The 15,592-nt window shown below is 62.0% G+C and carries 16 protein-coding genes; 2 read left to right on the forward strand and 14 right to left on the reverse strand.

Features of this window, described 5'->3' with window-relative positions; genetic code table 11:
* Positions 1-113: 113 nt before the first annotated feature.
* Positions 114-1,238: an alpha-D-ribose 1-methylphosphonate 5-triphosphate diphosphatase gene (locus ROS217_RS02300; protein ID WP_009816036.1), complete on the forward strand. Its 1,125-nt coding sequence runs from the start codon at positions 114-116 to the stop codon at positions 1,236-1,238.
* Positions 1,231-2,019 (forward strand): GntR family transcriptional regulator, encoded by a 789-nt coding sequence (locus tag ROS217_RS02305; protein WP_009816037.1) that lies wholly within the window; start codon positions 1,231-1,233, stop codon positions 2,017-2,019. The genes ROS217_RS02300 and ROS217_RS02305 overlap by 8 nt, the downstream gene beginning before the upstream one ends.
* Here ROS217_RS02305 and ROS217_RS02310 read toward each other — a convergent pair.
* The 14 genes from ROS217_RS02310 to ROS217_RS02375 all read right to left on the reverse strand — a co-directional run bounded on the left by ROS217_RS02310 (position 2,000) and on the right by ROS217_RS02375 (position 14,873).
* Positions 2,000-3,670, reverse strand: coding sequence for an acyl-CoA synthetase (locus tag ROS217_RS02310; RefSeq protein ID WP_009816038.1), 1,671 nt, complete (start codon positions 3,668-3,670; stop codon positions 2,000-2,002). The genes ROS217_RS02305 and ROS217_RS02310 overlap by 20 nt on opposite strands.
* A gap of 3 nt (positions 3,671-3,673) precedes the next feature.
* The gene (locus ROS217_RS02315; RefSeq protein WP_009816039.1) at positions 3,674-4,474 is read right to left on the reverse strand and encodes an enoyl-CoA hydratase; all 801 of its coding nucleotides are present in this window, start codon (positions 4,472-4,474) and stop codon (positions 3,674-3,676) included.
* A gap of 21 nt (positions 4,475-4,495) precedes the next feature.
* A complete protein-coding gene (locus ROS217_RS02320; protein WP_009816040.1) occupies positions 4,496-4,945 on the reverse strand; it encodes an OsmC family protein in 450 nt (149 codons plus the stop codon).
* Between the two features lie 27 nt (positions 4,946-4,972).
* A complete protein-coding gene (locus ROS217_RS02325) occupies positions 4,973-6,115 on the reverse strand; it encodes a glycine cleavage T C-terminal barrel domain-containing protein (RefSeq protein WP_009816041.1) in 1,143 nt (380 codons plus the stop codon).
* A gap of 161 nt (positions 6,116-6,276) precedes the next feature.
* Entirely contained in the window at positions 6,277-6,768 is a 492-nt protein-coding gene (locus ROS217_RS02330; protein WP_009816042.1) for an Lrp/AsnC family transcriptional regulator, read from the reverse strand.
* A gap of 151 nt (positions 6,769-6,919) precedes the next feature.
* Positions 6,920-7,804, reverse strand: coding sequence for a polysaccharide deacetylase family protein (locus ROS217_RS02335; protein ID WP_009816043.1), 885 nt, complete (start codon positions 7,802-7,804; stop codon positions 6,920-6,922).
* 2 nt (positions 7,805-7,806) lie between these two features.
* Entirely contained in the window at positions 7,807-8,232 is a 426-nt protein-coding gene (locus ROS217_RS02340; RefSeq protein WP_009816044.1) for a nuclear transport factor 2 family protein, read from the reverse strand.
* Between the two features lie 7 nt (positions 8,233-8,239).
* A complete protein-coding gene (locus ROS217_RS02345) occupies positions 8,240-9,718 on the reverse strand; it encodes an amidohydrolase family protein (RefSeq protein WP_009816045.1) in 1,479 nt (492 codons plus the stop codon).
* A 62-nt stretch (positions 9,719-9,780) separates the two neighbouring features.
* Positions 9,781-10,809, reverse strand: a complete 1,029-nt coding sequence (locus ROS217_RS02350) for an ABC transporter substrate-binding protein (RefSeq protein WP_009816046.1) — start codon at positions 10,807-10,809, stop codon at positions 9,781-9,783.
* A gap of 41 nt (positions 10,810-10,850) precedes the next feature.
* Positions 10,851-11,624 carry an ABC transporter permease gene (locus tag ROS217_RS02355; protein WP_050766361.1) on the reverse strand — a complete coding sequence of 258 codons (774 nt, stop codon included), beginning with the start codon at positions 11,622-11,624 and terminating at the stop codon, positions 10,851-10,853.
* A 27-nt stretch (positions 11,625-11,651) separates the two neighbouring features.
* Positions 11,652-12,521: an ABC transporter ATP-binding protein gene (locus ROS217_RS02360; RefSeq protein WP_009816048.1), complete on the reverse strand. Its 870-nt coding sequence runs from the start codon at positions 12,519-12,521 to the stop codon at positions 11,652-11,654.
* 188 nt (positions 12,522-12,709) lie between these two features.
* Positions 12,710-13,480 (reverse strand): TetR/AcrR family transcriptional regulator, encoded by a 771-nt coding sequence (locus ROS217_RS02365; protein WP_009816049.1) that lies wholly within the window; start codon positions 13,478-13,480, stop codon positions 12,710-12,712.
* A gap of 84 nt (positions 13,481-13,564) precedes the next feature.
* On the reverse strand, positions 13,565-14,611 hold the full coding sequence (locus ROS217_RS02370; RefSeq protein ID WP_009816050.1) for a tartrate dehydrogenase: 1,047 nt from the start codon (positions 14,609-14,611) through the stop codon (positions 13,565-13,567).
* A 1-nt stretch (position 14,612) separates the two neighbouring features.
* Positions 14,613-14,873: an aldehyde dehydrogenase family protein gene (locus ROS217_RS02375; RefSeq protein ID WP_254656365.1), complete on the reverse strand. Its 261-nt coding sequence runs from the start codon at positions 14,871-14,873 to the stop codon at positions 14,613-14,615.
* Positions 14,874-15,592: the final 719 nt, after the last annotated feature.

The following is a 15,592-nucleotide window of genomic DNA, read 5'->3' on the forward strand; positions in this document are numbered from 1 at the left end:
GGTCTCCAGGATGTTCGGGGCTGAATTAAGGTTGTTGTGTACACAGGAACGTCACACAACCGAGGCATATGGGATTCGGTTGACACTTTCGTGACACGAGGACTCGCAACGACATGACAACAAACTGGACACTCACCGGCGGTCAGATCCTCTTGGGCGACCGCTTTGAGGCGGAACCGCTGCATGTGGCCGACGGATGGATCACGGCAAAGGCCGCCGAGCGGGCCGAGACGTATGACGCCAGCGGGCGTCTGATCCTGCCCGGGATCATTGACCTGCATGGCGACGGGTTCGAGGCGTTGGTGCAACCGCGCCCGGGGGTGCATTTCCCCTATGATCTGGCCTATCGCGAGGCGGATGCGCAACTCATCTCCAACGGGATCACGACCGCCTATCACGGATTGACGGTCTCGTGGGAGCCGGGTCTGCGTGACATTGCCATCACGCGCGCGCTGCTTGCGGCGCTGGAACGGGTGGCGCCGATGCTGGCCTGCGACACGCGGTTGAACATCCGCTGGGAGACCTATGCCATCGACCATGTCGATGAGGTGCTGGGCTGGCTGGCGCGGCGACCGGGCGATATCCTGTCGCTCAACGATCACACCAGCGCCAATCACAAACTGGGCGAAGACAGCGCCAAGCTCAAGCGGATGGCGGTGCGGATGGGCCTTGCGCCCGCCGATGCCAAGGCGGCGATTACGGCAATGCTGGCGCGACAAGATGAAGTGCCGGCGGCGATGGACCGGATTTGCGCGGGGGCCATCGCACTTGGCCACCCTGTTCTGTCCCATGACGACATGACTGTCGAGGACCGGCGCGCAGGGCGCGCGCGCGGTGTGACCGTGGCCGAGTTTCCAATGTCCGAAGAGGCGGCCGCCGAGGCGCGGGCGGCGGGCGAGCCCGTGATCCTTGGCGGACCCAATGCCCTGCGCGGCGAGAGCCACAATGGCGCGCTCTGCGCAACGGCGGCGATCCGGGCGGGGCTCTGCACCGTGCTTGCGTCGGATTATTACTATCCGGCGCCGTTTCATGCGGTGTGGCGGCTGCACGAGGCTGGCATCCTGCCGCTGTCACAGGCTTGGGCGCTCGTTTCGGCCAATCCGGCGGCGGCGGCAGGACTGGATGACCGGGGCACGCTCGGGCCCGGCAAGCGGGCGGATGTTCTTGTTGTGAACCCGCAAACCCGCAAGATCGAGGCGGTGTTTGTCCAAGGCAGAAAAGTCCTGACCCGTGGCTGACCTGACAGCGCTAGCGCAGGCGGAGACAGATCTCGCCCGGCTGGGGGGGCTGGCCTATGACGCCCGCTCCGAGCGCCCGATCTGGTTGCAGATCTATGACCGCTTGGCACGGGCAATCGACGGGGCCATCGTGACCCCCGGCAGCCGCCTGCCCGGCGAGGTGCAATTGGCCGAGATGTTCCGGGTCAACCGCCTGACGATGCGCCGCGCGCTCGCCCTCTTGCAGAGCGAAGGCAAATTGCAGGCGCGCAAGGGCGTGGGCATTTTCGTGCGCCCCGTGCCGCGTGCCTTTGTGATCCGCAACGACATGCGCTTTGCCGACTCGCTTATCGGGTGCGAGGCGCAGGTGACATCACGCACCCTGAGACTTGAGCGGGCCGCACCCAGCCCCGAGGCGGCGCGCCTCTTTGATCTGAGGCCGGGGGATCAGGTGATCGTGCTGCACCGGATGCGTCTCTTGGACGGTGCGCCGATCTATTTCACGCGCAAGGAACTGCCCGCCCACCGCTTTCCCGAATTCGAGCGGATCTACACGATCGGTCAATCGGTCAGCGCGGTTTACAAGGCAGCGGGAATTCCGTGGTTTCGCCGCGCCGAAACCCGCGTGAGTGGCGGCTTTGCGCGGCCTGATGAGGCGGAAATCCTCTGCCTCAACGACAATACCCCGGTGCAATATGTCACAGCCATCAACCGCGATCCGGAGGGCACGGCGATCGAGTTCAACCGGGGCTGCTGGCCGATGACCAGCGTCGAATTCGTGTTCAAATCACCACCGAGCTAGCCCGGTCCGGGATGCGGCTCAGCGCCAAATCTTCGGCCTGCGCCCGCAACAGGAATTTCTGGATCTTGCCGGTCGACGTGCGCGGGATGGGTAGAAAGACAAAGTGGCCGGGAACCTTGTAGGGGGCCAGATGGTCGCGGCACCATGCCCGCAGGGTTTCGGCATCCGCCACCTGCCCCTCGGTCAGTTCGACAAAGGCGCACGGGGTCTCGCCCCATTTCTCATGCGGCATGGCGACCACGGCCGTCACGGCCACTGCCGGATAACGATAGAGCGCCTCTTCCACCTCGATGGACGATATGTTCTCGCCGCCCGAGATGATCACATCCTTGGAGCGGTCCTTGAGCTGGATATAGCCATCGGGATGTCGCACACCCAGATCGCCCGAGTGGAACCAGCCGCCAGCAAAGGCGTCTTGCGTGGCCTGCGGATTGCGGAAATAGCCCTTCATCACGACATTGCCGCGAAACATGACCTCGCCCATGGTCTGCCCGTCGCACGGCACCGGGGTCATGCTCTCGGGGTCCATCACATCCAGCCCCTCAAGCGCCAGATAGCGCACGCCCTGGCGCGCCTTGAGCTTGGCTTGCTGCGCGGCGGGCAGAGCCGACCACGCGTCATGCCAGTCGTTGACGACCGCCGGGCCATAGGTCTCGGTCAGCCCGTAGAGATGGGTCACGTCAAAGCCCGCGTCTTTCATCTCCGCGAGCAGCTTTTCGGGCGGCGGGGCGGCGGCGGTGAAAAACTGCACCCTCTGATCCAGGGGGTGCTTCACAGTCTCGGGGGCCGAGATCATCAGCGACATGACAATCGGCGCACCGCAGAGATGTGTCACCCGCTCTTGCGCCAGCGCCTCCCAGATCGGGTCCGCGCGCACTTGGCGCAGACAGACATGCGTGCCGATGATCGCCGAGAGCGTCCAGGGGAAACACCAGCCGTTGCAGTGGAACATCGGCAGTGTCCAGAGATAGACCGCATGTTTGGCCATCGAGGTGGTCAGCGCATTGCCCTGCGCCAAGAGATAGGCCCCCCGGTGGTGCGACACCACGCCCTTGGGGTCACCCGTCGTTCCAGAGGTGTAGTTGATCGAAATCGCGTCCCATTCATCCTCTGGCATCAGCCAGTCGAACGCCGGATCACCTGCTGACAGGACGATCTCGTAGTCCTCGGCGTCGGTCGCGAATTCCGGACCGCTGAACTCCGGGTCGTCATATTGGATCAGGAGCGGGGTGACTTTCGCCAGCGACAGCGCGTCTTGCATCAGCGGCATGAATTCGCGGTCCACGATCACCACCCGTGACAGGGCATGATCCAGTTGAAAGGCGATGATGGCCGCGTCGAGCCGCGTGTTGATCGAATGCAGCACCGCGCCACACATCGGCACGCCGTAGTGGCATTCCAGCATCGCGGGCGTGTTGGCCAGCATCACCGACACGGTATCGCCGCGCCCCAATCCCCTTGCGCTCAGCGCCGAGGCCAATTGCCGCGAGCGCGCGTAAAAATCGGCGTAATTGCGCCGCAGCGCGCCGTGCACAATTGCCGTGTGATCGGGAAACACACTGGCGGCACGCTCCAGAAAACTGAGCGGCGACAGCGGCTGGTAATTCGCGGGGGTGCGGTCAAGGCCGGTGTTATAGGGGTTCGGTGTCATGGGTCAGGCATCCTGCCACTGGGGGCTTCGTTTTTCGATAAAGGCAGCAATGCCCTCTTCGGCATCCCGAGCGAGCATGTTGTCCACCATCACGGCAGAGGCATAGGCATAGGCATCCGGCAGGCTCATCTCGCGCTGTGCGTAAAAGGCGCGCTTGCCGGTGGCGAGCGTCATGCTCGATTTCGACGCGACCTTACGGGCCATGGCCATGGTGGCGGCCTGCAAGTCTTCGGGCGCAACCACATGGTTGACCAGCCCGATTTCCGCCGCGCGCGCGGCGGCTGTCATGTCGCCGGTCAACAACATCTCCATCGCATGCTTGCCCGCCACATTGCGCGACAGCGCCACCATCGGGGTTGAGCAGAACAACCCGATATGCACCCCCGGCGTGCTGAAGCGCGCCGTATCCGCCGCAATCGCCAGATCGCAACTCGCCACAAGCTGACAGCCCGCAGCGGTTGCAATGCCCGTGACCTCGGCGATGACGGGTTTCGGACAAGTCACGATGGATTGCATGACCCCGGAACAGAGCGCCATGACCGATGTGAAATAGACCCGGCCCCGGTCCGCATCCGCCCGCCCGGCGGTCATTTCCTTGAGATCGTGACCCGCGCAAAACGCCGGGCCATTGGCAGCCAGAACCACCACCCGGACCGCAGGATCGTTCCCCGCTTCGGTCAGGGCCGCGCCCAGCTCTGCCAGCATCGCTTCGGACAGCGCATTGCGCCGCCCGACATCATTCAGCGTCAGGCGCAGGATGCCATCAGAATCCAGATCACGCAGCAGGATATCGCTTGTTTGCACGGATCAGATCCCTTCTGGTCGTCAGAGAATGTTGATTTCCACGCTCTCGGCGAGCGTGTTGGCGATAAAGCAATAACGATGCGCCCGGTCCTGCATCTCTGCCAGCTTCGCATCCTCCATCGCAAAACCGGTGTCGAACCGCACCACCGGATGCAGATCAATGCGCGTCACTGACATCTGCCCCTTGGCGTTCTTGCCCAAATGGGCCACGGCATAGTCGTGATAGCTCGCAACCGGCCACCCCGCCTTGGCCGCGAGCGCCAGAAAGGTCATCATGTGGCAACTCGACAGCGCCGAGGCGAGCGCCTGTTCGGGGTTGGTGTGGGCCGGATCACCGCCCCAATCCGGGGCGGCGTCCACTTGGACATCATGGCGGTTGTTGAACTGCACGGTATGGGCATTGGAATATTTGCCGGTGTGCAGCACAGGTTCGGCGCGCTGCCAATGCAGCTCGATTGAAAGGTCGGACATGGATCAAGTCTCGGTTCGGGCCAACGCTCAGGCGGCGGCGATTTTCTTGTTGGGATCGTAGAAGGGACGCTCCACCATCACGGCGCGCACTGGCCCCTGACCGGTCACGACCTCGACCTCGGCACCGACATTGGCATGCTCTGCGGCCACCATGGCCAGGGCGATATTCCGCTCCAGACGTGGCGAATAGACGGCTGACGTGACCTTGCCCACGGGCGTGCCCGCAACATTGATCGCCCAAAAGGTGGTGTTCGGCTCCTTGAGCGGTGCGCTGTCGATGATCAACCCGATCTGCTTGCGGCGCGGTCCCGCGTCACGAAGGCCGCGCAGCGCGGCCTTGCCGATGAATTCGGCCTCGATGTCGAGATTGACCAGCCGGTCCAAACCCAGCTCATAGGGGTTGGTGTTGATGTCCGCATCGGCATGATAGGACAACATCCCGCCCTCGATCCGGCGGATGGAGGAGGTGTGACCGGGCTTGAGACCAAACGGCATCCCCGCCGCCATGATCCGCTCCCAGAGCGCATCGCCATGGGCGCTGTCCCGCAGATAGATCTCATAGCCCAATTCGCTCGACCAACCGGTGCGCGACACAAGGAGCGGAATGCCGTCAAGCTCAAGCTCGCGCAGCCAGTAGTATTTCAGATCCATGATGCTCTCGCCAAAGAGCTCTTGCATGATCAGGCCCGATTTCGGCCCCTGCAATTGCAGCGGCGACACATCTGGTTCGCCGATGGTGACGTCCAACCCGGAATGCACCGCCACGCCCTGCGCCCAGAGCAGGATGTCGCTGTCAGCCAGCGAAATCCAGAAATGGTTTTCGGCCAGACGTAGCAGGATCGGATCGTTCAGGATGCCACCCTCTGCATTGGTGATCAGGATGTATTTGCACTGGCCTACCGCCATCTTGGACAGATCGCGCGGGGTCAGCATCTGGACAAAGCGTGCGGCATCGGGGCCGGTGATCTCGACCTGACGCTCGACCGCCACGTCGCAGAGAATGGCCTCATTCACGAGGGTCCAGAAATTCTGTTCCGCATCCCCAAAATCACGTGGGATATACATATGATTGTAAACCGAAAATCCCTTGGCCCCCCAGCGCACGGTGGCGTCGAAATAGGGGGATTTGCGGATCTGAGTGCCGAAGCCGAAGTCGTCTGCGTGTGTCATGGTTTGCGCCCTTGTTTGCCCTCGGCCACCCGGCTTTGGACTGTCTAATCCTGACGCCCTTCTAGGGGCGAACTTGGGGCGTTTGCGGTCTGAAAACATGCGAGACTCAGACCGATCAGACTATTTTGCGGGCCTCAAACAGACTGCTCAGGCGCAGAGCGTCATTTGCCGGTTCTGGCGGTCAGATGCGAGAGGTTGGGTTGGCTGGATTTGACCCGGCGCGTGGCGATATAGGTCATATAGCGGTCAATCCCCAACTCAGCCGCCAGCATGGCCTCCATCAAGGTCTGGAACGCCGTGAGATTGGCGCAGATAACGCGCATCACATAGTCCATGCCACCGCCTGTGGCGATACATTCGGTGATCTCGTCCTGCCCCCTGACAAAGCTCTCGAACCGGTCGAAATCCGATTTGCGATGATGGGTCAAAGAGGCCGTGACCACCACTTCGGTAAAGTCACAGATTTTATCCAGAACGAGATCGGCGTGATAGCCGCGGACGAACCCGGCAGCCTTGAGCCGGTCCAAACGCGCCCAGCAGGGCGTGGGCGAGATATTGGCAATCTCGGCCAGTCTGTTCTTGCTCAGTTGCCCATGCATCTGAATCGCCGTGAGAATGCGAATATCCGTCGCATCAAGACCGAGCCTCTTCATCCGTCCGAAACTTTCATTGCCTCTCGCCACGACAGCGGGCAGGCCCGGACCTGCCCCGCCCTCAATCTAATGCCGCCCCCCTGTTGGCGTGATCTCTTTTGCGACCCCTTTTACAACACCCGCGTCGGCAGATCGGGGACGGTCGGCAGTTTCAGGCAATCAGGTCGGGGATCTCATCCCGGCAATAGCTGTGGATTGCACCAGCCTGAGTGAGCCAGATCTGGTCCCGATGGGTGGTGATATGGCGCAGGGCGCGCCGCAGGTGTCGCAGGCGATAGGGCTGACCGACAAGGTAGGGATGCAGGGCCACGCCCATGACAAGGGGCTGGGCGCGGGATTGCTCCAGCATCTCGTCGAAATTGTCGATGATCATATCCGCGAACGCCGCCGCGCCATCCTTGCGCGCGACGATCGACGGGATGTCGTTGACCTCTTGCGGATAGGGGATCGAGAGAAGACGGCCGGCGCGGGTCCGCATCCAGATCGGTTGATCGTCCATGCACCAATTAAGAGTGTAGCCATAGCCCGCCTCTTGCAGCAGGTCGGGGGTGACGAGGCTCTCGGCGATCCACGGAGACAGCCAGCCTTGGGGCGCTTTGCCTTCGGCCTGCGTGATGGCGGCGGTGGCCTCGGCGATCAAGGCCGCCTCTGCGGTGGGGTCCATGACGCTCTGACGTTCGGAATTGGTGCGGCCATGACCAAGCACCTCGTCGCCCCGCGCGCGAAAGGCGGCCATCAGGTCAGGGGCATAGGCATACATGGCGCTGTTGGCGAGCAGGCTGACGGGCATATCGAGCGCCTCAAACAGATCGCGCATCCGCCACGCACCAACCCGGTTGCCATAATCGCGCCATGCGTAATTGAGCACGTCGGGCTGTGGGCCGCCGGGCGCAAGTTCGGCACCCAGCCCCTCACCAAACGCAAAATGTTCGAGGTTGAGTCCGATGTAGACCGCAAGGCGTGCGCCGCCCGGCCATGTATACGCGGCGCGCTCCGTGATCGGCACATAGTCGTAGCGGTTGTGATGCGCTGTCATGGTCACAGCTCCGCCTCGGCCAGCCCAGCCTTGGCCAAAAGCATCTCGGCGCTGTCATTCCAGACATCGGTGCGGATCAGCTTGCCATCGCGCACGATGAATTTGTCCATATAGCGGTTGGTTTCAAACGCGGTTCCGTCGTGCCATTCACCGTAGAGATAGCCGGTGTTGTAGACATGCACATCGCCGGTGTCCGGGTCGAGGGCCGCGTCGGTGCGCAAAAAGCGTTTCTTGACCCAAGCGTAGCGTTTGGCATTGAAGGCCGCACTCTGGGCCGGGCCGGAAAACCTGCGCCCGCCGGTAAACACCAGCTCGAACCCCTCGCTGAGATAGGCAGAGGCGGCGACAGGATCGGGGATCATCGACAGGTCAAGGTAGGATTCGACGAGGGCCTTGGCGGCGGTCAGAGGGTCAGGAATTTGGGTCATGCGGTCCTCACAGGGGATGGGAATGGGGGTGTCGAGCGCAGGCGCTGCGGCAGAAACTGCGCACGATCAGGGCGGCGGCCTCTGCCATTTGTCTTGCGTCGTGATTGGCGGCGTCAAGCCGGGTCGCCGCGCGACCGGCGCGCTCGGCAAGACTCGCTTCGTCAAGGGTCAACACGCGGTTGTCAGCAAAGACCAGAGCGCCCGCAATCATCACTTCGCGCAGGGCAGCCCCGGTTTCGGCAAAGACGATCTGTGACAGGGGATCACGCAGCGGCACGTAATGGCAATAGCTCCGGTCGAGAAACAGCAGGTCGGCGGCCCAACCGGGGGCGATACGTCCCACGCGGTCAAGACCCAGAATGCGCGCGCTGCCTTCGGTGGCCATGCGGAACGCCTCCGTTGGACCGATCCAATGCTCGGGTGGGGCCGACGAGGTCCGGCTGAGGGTTGTGGCCAGACGCAGCGCCTCGAACATGTTTTGCGCATCCGAGGTGTTGGCGGCATCGGTGCCCACGCCCAGCGTGACGCCCGCAGACCTCAGCGCATGCAGCGGGGCGATGCCCGAGCCAAGCCGCAGGTTGCTCAGCGGATTGTGCACGATCCCAGCCCCATGCGAGGCCAGAAGCGCGGCCTCATGGGGATCGAGCCAGACGCCATGCGCCCCGCTGAACCGCGGTGAAATCAGGCCCAGCCTGTCCAGATGCGCGGTCAGGCTGGTGCCATAGCGCTGATGGGCCGCGACCTGCTGCATCTGCGTTTCGGCCAGATGGGTCTGGAGGCAGAGATCAGCGGCCTGCGCCGTGGCGGCACAGGCCGTCAGGAACGCATCTGAGCAATGCAGCGGGATGGCGGGGCCAAGTCCCGGTTTGACGCGGTCGCGCGGGACCGGCCAGCGGGCAAAGGCCTCTGTGCAAATCGCGAGGGTCTCTTGCCACGGTGGCAGGCTGATGGCGGCCAAGGCGGCGCGTTGCGATGGCGCAAAGGCGTCCAGAAGTCCGGGCAACGCCTGATAGATCGTACGGTCCGAGATCATCGGGGCCACCACGGCCCGCAAACCTGCGGTATGATAGGCCTCGGCCACGGCATGGATGCCGGCAACAGAAGGACCGGGCAATTCCACGCTGAGGTCGAAACAGGCGGTGCAGCCCTTGCGGATCATCTCGACCGCCGACAGCTCTGCGCTGAGGCGCAGATCGTCGCTGTGGCGGTTGCCGTTGAGCGCGGCCCCCCCCGCGAGAAAGGTCTCAAGCGTGGCGTCTTCTGGCACGCCGCCCCGGCCCAGCGCCCCGTGGGAATGGGTGTGACCATTGACCAGACCGGGAATGACGAGACGCCCGGTGGCGTCAAGGATGGGCAGATCGTCGGGACCATCGCCGTCGATAACCGAAACAATGCGCCCCTCCTCGATCACCAGCGAGACCGGGGCGAACTGCGCGTTCTCGACCAGAACAAGGCCGCCGCGGATCAGCGTCTGAGTGGCGTGCATGGATCAATCCGGGCAGGCGAATGCGCGCCAGGGCGGGGATACCCACCCGGCGCGCGGGACGATCAGTTCATGATCTCGACAGCAAAGGCGCGCTCGCCCACCGGCGGCAGGAACGAGCGGTCAAAGATCTCGGAGGCTTCCGGCAGGCGCTCGAGCCCATAGCCCTTGGCCACGATCTCGATCGAGCGGGTCAGGCGTTCGTCCACCAGATCCCCCATGCCGATACTGTCGGTTTCAGGGGCGTTCATCAGATTGGTCAGGGCAAAATTCAGCCGCGCGCGCTCGTTGTCCTGATCGACGAGGTTGTCAAAGGCCATCACCGCCTCCATCGCCGCATCCTGATCCTTGGCAATCTCGAGCGTGGCGCGGTTGACGGCGCGCACAAGCCCCGCAACCGCCTCAGGATTATCCGCAAGCAACGCGCGAGAGACCATGAGCCCGTTGGAATAGAGATCCATGCCGTAATCCTCGAACTTGAACCAGTTGTAATCGTTGGCCGGGTCCTGACGGTTGGCAATCAGGTTGAACCAGCTTGTGATCGTGAACACAAACGCCCCGTCGATATCGCCCCGGATCAACATCGGTTCCTGCAGGTTTGGGGCCATGTTTTCCTGAGCGACGCTGGCCAGATCAATGCCGTTCAGCTCTGCAAAGACCGGAAATAGCCGGGTCGTCGGCGTGCCTTGTGCCCCTCCCAGCTTGCGCCCGACGAAATCGGCGGGTGTCTCGATCCCGGATGTCTTGGGGGTCACGATGGCAAAGGGCGGGCGGTTCCAGAGTTGATAGACCATCACAGGCGCCTCACCGGGGCGTTGCGCCGCGTTCTGGATGATCGCGTTGATGTCGCCAAACCCGGCATCATAGGCACCGCCCATGATCCGGGTCACGGTGGCGGCAGAGCCTTCGCCCTGATCAATCGTCACAGTCAGACCCTCCTCGGCGAAATACCCTTTGCTCAGGGCCAGCAAAAAGGGCGCATCCGAACCTTGGGTTTTCCAGCCTAGGGTAAAGCGGATATCAGTGGTCTCGGCCCATGCCGGGGACAGCCCGGTCAAGAGCGCGAGTGCAGCAGAAAAGACGGCAATCTTCATTGGTTTGTTCCTTCTTTCGCAGGGTGTATGACAGGCGTTTTTCAGGTGACGGCAATGTCAGTGCCGCGTGTGGCCCAGCCGGTGACCCGGCTTTCGAGAAAAGAGAAGAACGCATAGAGAGCGACCCCCATCAGGGCGAGAACGATCAGCCCGGCAAACACAAGCGACACCTGAAAATTCGAGGAGGCGGTCATCATCACGTTGCCGATGCCCCGGTTCGACGCAACGGTCTCGGACAACACCGCGCCCACAAAGGACAGGGTGATCGCGACCTTCAGCGAGGCAAAGAAATAGGGCATCGTGCGGGGCAATCCGACATTCCACAGGATTTCTCTCTTGGAGGCCCCCAGCGTCTTGAGCACGTCTTCCAGATCCGGCTCGGTCGTGGCGAGGCCGGTCGATATATTGACCACGATGGGAAAGACGCAGATCACCATTGCCGTCAGAATGGCAGGGGTCGTGCCTGACCCGAACCACAGCACGAAGATCGGCACCACCGCGACCTTGGGGATGGAGGAAAACCCGACCAAAAGCGGGTAGGCAACCCCGTAAGCGACGCGAGAGGTGCCAATCATCACCCCGATGGAGACCCCGATGATCACCCCCAGTGTGAACCCGGTCAGGGTCGAATAAAGCGTCTGAAGGATATGCGGCCAAAGCACCGGAAACCGGGTCCACAAGGTCACGAGGATTTCAGAGGGTCGAGGCAGGATCAGGTCCGAGACATTCAGGAGGATGCAGAGCCCCTCCCACATCAGGAAAAACCCCACGATCAGGCTCAGGGACATCATCCGTATTCTGGTCGCTTCAGTCATGGCATGACCTCATTTCCACGCGCGGGTTCATTTGCGGATCTGGGCGATCAACGCCCGCAGACCTTGGGTCATCTCGACGAATTCGGGGCTGTAGATCACACCGATGTCGCGCGGCTGTGGCAGGGTCACCGGCTTGTCCGAGATGACCCGCCCGGGCCGCGCACTCATCACGCAGATGCGGCGGGCCAGAAACCCGGCCTCGCGCAGATCATGCGTCACCAGCAACACGGTTGGTTTGCGATCCAGATAGAGATCCTGAAGGATCTGCCACAATTCTTCGCGCGTGAACTGGTCCAGCGCGCCAAACGGCTCGTCCAGCAAGAGCAGATCAGGGTCATGGATCAGCGCACGACACAGGTTCGCGCGTTGCAACATGCCGCCCGACAACTGCCATGGGAAATGCCCAGCAAAATCCTTGAGCCCCACCTGCGCCAAGAGCGCATGAACCCGGTCGCGATAGGCCCCCTTGCGATCCCGCTGAAAACTGCGCTTGAACGGCTCAACGATCTTGAGCGGCAACATCACGTTCTTTTCGATGGTCAACCACGGCAGCATGGTCGGGTTCTGGAACGCCATGCCGATGCGCAATTCCTTGGCCGCCGCCTCGCGTCCGCCCAACAGGATATTGCCAGAAGACGGCTGGATGAGGCTGCTCGCGAGCCGCAGAATCGTGGATTTGCCACAGCCCGACGGACCGACGAGCGCCAGAAAATCGCCCCGGTCCATCCGCAAGGTCGTGGGCGACAGCGCCGTCACGGCCTGCGGCCCACTGCCAAACACCACAGAGGCGTCCTGCAACTCGAGGGCGGGGCGCGCATGGACGGGACCGCTTGTCGACGCCGGAGGCGTCGTGGAAAGGGGCATCGCCTGGGCGGATATGTCTGAGGTCATATTCATGGCCCCACGAAATCGCTCGCGGTGACATCTGAGAAGATGGTTAAGTAAGTATTTTATGAATTAGCCGTGCAGCGCCTAAATTTTCAGCACTCCCAAAGGCGCTCGCAGGTAAAAATAGCGCAATCTGGACGCGCGTGCTCTGCTGGCTCGGCGAATGCCTCGGGCCGGTTCGGGGCAAAATCGCCGCATCAGCCCTGCTGCGATTCGCCACCCGTCAGCGCGTTGAGCACAAGCGACACCGCATGCGCCCGTCGCTTCGAACGCCATTCGGGGCTGAGCAGGTCAACACCGAAAATCGCGGTCAACGTATGGCCGTTGTTGAGGTGATGCGCGCTGAGCGCGACAATGGTGATATAGATCTGAAGCGCGTCATAGCCATGCCGGAACACGCCCTGCGCCAGCCCCCGCGCGATGATCCGGCTGATCGCGTCAATCAGCGGCTGAGAGCTGATCCGCACCACCTCGGTCTCGACGATGAAGCGCCCCTCCAACAGGTTCTCATTGCGGAGAACCTTGACGAAGAGGGGATTGCTGTCGAAGAAATCATAGGTAAATTCGACCAAACGGCGCATCGCGGCCAAGGGCTCCAGCCGCGACAGCTCCAATTCCCGCTCCTGCGCCCGGATATCCTCAAAGATATACTCGATCACCGAGACATAGAGTTTTTCCTTGCTGCCAAAGTAGTGATACAGCAGCCGGGGGTTGCATCCCACCGACCGGGTGATCCGGTCCACCCGTGCGCCGTGAAACCCATGATCGGCAAACTCACGCATCGCCGACTCGGTCAGTTGCGCCTTGGTGCGCTCGGGGTCGCGGCTTCGCGGCTGTTTTTTGGACGCAGGACTCGTCATCTGCCCTTCTTCGCTGGCTTCACACAGGGGGCAGCGGAACCTGCCCATCACCGACAGAGGCGGATCCCGCCACAGTTCCATCACCCATTCGGCGTGCTGGCCCTGCATTTAGGTAAACATTCCCTTAAATCGCGCCCAGCGCCATCAGAGTGCAAGCCCTTCTTTGATTTTTCTGTCAGGGCCGCGCCGATCTCAGACCTCCAATGCGGCCATCACCGCTGTCGTGATCTCCTCCGTCGTGTTCTTGCCGGGACGCGTGCCGATTCCCTGCCCCGTGACCGCCTCGACAGCCGTCAGAACAGCCTCTGCCGCCGCCGTCTCGCCCAGATGCTCCAGCATCATCACCCCGGACCAGATCGCGGCAATCGGATTGGCGATGTTCTTGCCCGCAATGTCCGGGGCTGATCCATGCACCGGCTCGAACATCGAAGGCGCGCTGCGGTCCGGGTTGATATTGGCCGAGGCCGCAAAACCAAGCCCGCCCTGAATCGCCGCCCCCAGATCGGTCAGAATATCGCCAAAGAGGTTCGAGGCGACGACCACATCCAGATCCTGCGGCGCCATCACCATCTTGGCCGCCATTGCGTCAATATGCATATGGCTGACCGTCACATCAGGATAATCAGCGGCCAGTTCGCGCGTCACCTCATCCCAGAACACCATCGAATATTTCTGCGCATTGGATTTCGTGACCGATGTCAGGTGCTTGCGCCGCGCCTGCGCCTGCTCGAATCCGAACCGCAGGATGCGCTCCACCCCGGCACGGGTAAAGACCGAGGTTTCGACCGCCACCTCATTCTGCATCCCGTGATGCACCCGGCCCCCGGCCCCGGCATATTCGCCTTCGGTGTTCTCGCGGATACACAGGATATCAAAGCCGTCCGTGCGCAACGGCCCCTCGACCCCCGCCAAAAGGCGGTGCGGTCGGATATTGGCATATTGGTTGAACGCCTTGCGGATGGGCAGCAACAGACCATGCAACGACACTGCATCGGGCACGCTCTGCGGCCAGCCAACCGCCCCCAGATAGATCGCATCAAAGCCGCGCAGATAGGCAATGCCATTCTCGGGCATCATCGCCCCGGTCTCGTGGTAATGGGCACAGCACCACGGCAAGGTTTCGGTCTTGAGGTCAAAGCCAAAGCGCGCACCCGCCGCCACCATGACCCGCATCGCGGCCTCGGTCACGTCAACGCCGATGCCGTCACCGGGGATCAGGGCAAGATTATAGGTCGTCATGTCAGCCTCCTTGGCAGGTCACAGGTCGATCAGAACCGATTTCACTCGGCGATTGGCAAGATAGGCCGCGCGAACGGCCATAGCGGTTGATCCAGACGGTCCCGGCCTCCAGCCGCGGCGTCACCCGCATGGCCCGCGACAAATCCCGCGTGAACACCCCCGCACAGAGACCGTAAGTCGGGTGACGGGCAAGGTCCATCGCCTCTTCTTCGCTCGCAAAACTCTCGAACGTGGCAACCGGACCAAAGATTTTCTCGGTCACAGCCGGATTGCCACGCGCGCGCCCCCGCAATCAGCCTCGGCTGATAGAAACTGCCCTCGTGGTCAAAAGCAAAGGACATGCGACACCTCTCTTGCAAGGTCTGGTCTTGCATGGTCTGGCAGAACTATCGACCGGGGTGCGCGCACAAAGCTGCCGAAAGCCCATGCCTTGCGACAGAATGCACTGCGCAACAGCCAAACAGAGGCAGAAGGTTGCGTCTCGGATGAAAAATGACAGATCGGTCTTTCAGGTATGACACCGGATCTTTCCGTCGAGACCGAAGCAGACCTTCGTGGATCGCACAGCGAAGGCCCGGTTTGAGCCCAAACTACCGAATGCTGCACCCTGCACTGATGTCTGCAATGCCAACATTAGCCGCCGTTTAAAGAGGGTTTTGAGCTTGCCCCGTAATGGATTGGACTGGTTCGTATGTAAATTCAACGAGTTAATGGGCGTCTTGTGCATTATGTGCACAACTCAAAATCGCCTTCTGGCGCGTTCTGTCGGGTGTTCGGCGATTCTGATGATTGGATACAGGTGCGACTTGTTTGAGCGAGCACGTCTCACACTTTCCGCATGTACACCAAAAGAGCTAGCCTCAGGTCTTCGAAGGTGTGGCCGACAGGCTTGGGGCGGGATCAGGGTCGGCTTGCGGTAATGCCGGTCAGAAAACCGATATTCACAGGCTGTTGATTGTCACTGAGAACTGACCCGGCAAC

The organism is Roseovarius sp. 217 (genome assembly GCF_000152845.1).
Classification (GTDB): Bacteria; Pseudomonadota; Alphaproteobacteria; order Rhodobacterales; family Rhodobacteraceae; genus Roseovarius.

What these genes read in the sequence shown, in the direction of transcription:
- ROS217_RS02320 (WP_009816040.1), bottom strand. Translation starts at nt 4,945, where the DNA reads ATGTCCGACCTTTCAATCGAGCTGCATTGGCAGCGCGCCGAACCTGTG.
- ROS217_RS02350 (WP_009816046.1), bottom strand. Translation starts at nt 10,809, where the DNA reads ATGAAGATTGCCGTCTTTTCTGCTGCACTCGCGCTCTTGACCGGGCTG.
- ROS217_RS02340 (WP_009816044.1), bottom strand. Translation starts at nt 8,232, where the DNA reads ATGACCCAAATTCCTGACCCTCTGACCGCCGCCAAGGCCCTCGTCGAA.
- ROS217_RS02310 (WP_009816038.1), bottom strand. Translation starts at nt 3,670, where the DNA reads ATGACACCGAACCCCTATAACACCGGCCTTGACCGCACCCCCGCGAAT.
- ROS217_RS02300 (WP_009816036.1), top strand. Translation starts at nt 114, where the DNA reads ATGACAACAAACTGGACACTCACCGGCGGTCAGATCCTCTTGGGCGAC.
- ROS217_RS02345 (WP_009816045.1), bottom strand. Translation starts at nt 9,718, where the DNA reads ATGCACGCCACTCAGACGCTGATCCGCGGCGGCCTTGTTCTGGTCGAG.
- ROS217_RS02370 (WP_009816050.1), bottom strand. Translation starts at nt 14,611, where the DNA reads ATGACGACCTATAATCTTGCCCTGATCCCCGGTGACGGCATCGGCGTT.
- ROS217_RS02355 (WP_050766361.1), bottom strand. Translation starts at nt 11,624, where the DNA reads ATGACTGAAGCGACCAGAATACGGATGATGTCCCTGAGCCTGATCGTG.
- ROS217_RS02360 (WP_009816048.1), bottom strand. Translation starts at nt 12,521, where the DNA reads ATGAATATGACCTCAGACATATCCGCCCAGGCGATGCCCCTTTCCACG.
- ROS217_RS02335 (WP_009816043.1), bottom strand. Translation starts at nt 7,804, where the DNA reads ATGACAGCGCATCACAACCGCTACGACTATGTGCCGATCACGGAGCGC.
- ROS217_RS02325 (WP_009816041.1), bottom strand. Translation starts at nt 6,115, where the DNA reads ATGACACACGCAGACGACTTCGGCTTCGGCACTCAGATCCGCAAATCC.
- ROS217_RS02365 (WP_009816049.1), bottom strand. Translation starts at nt 13,480, where the DNA reads ATGCAGGGCCAGCACGCCGAATGGGTGATGGAACTGTGGCGGGATCCG.
- ROS217_RS02330 (WP_009816042.1), bottom strand. Translation starts at nt 6,768, where the DNA reads ATGAAGAGGCTCGGTCTTGATGCGACGGATATTCGCATTCTCACGGCG.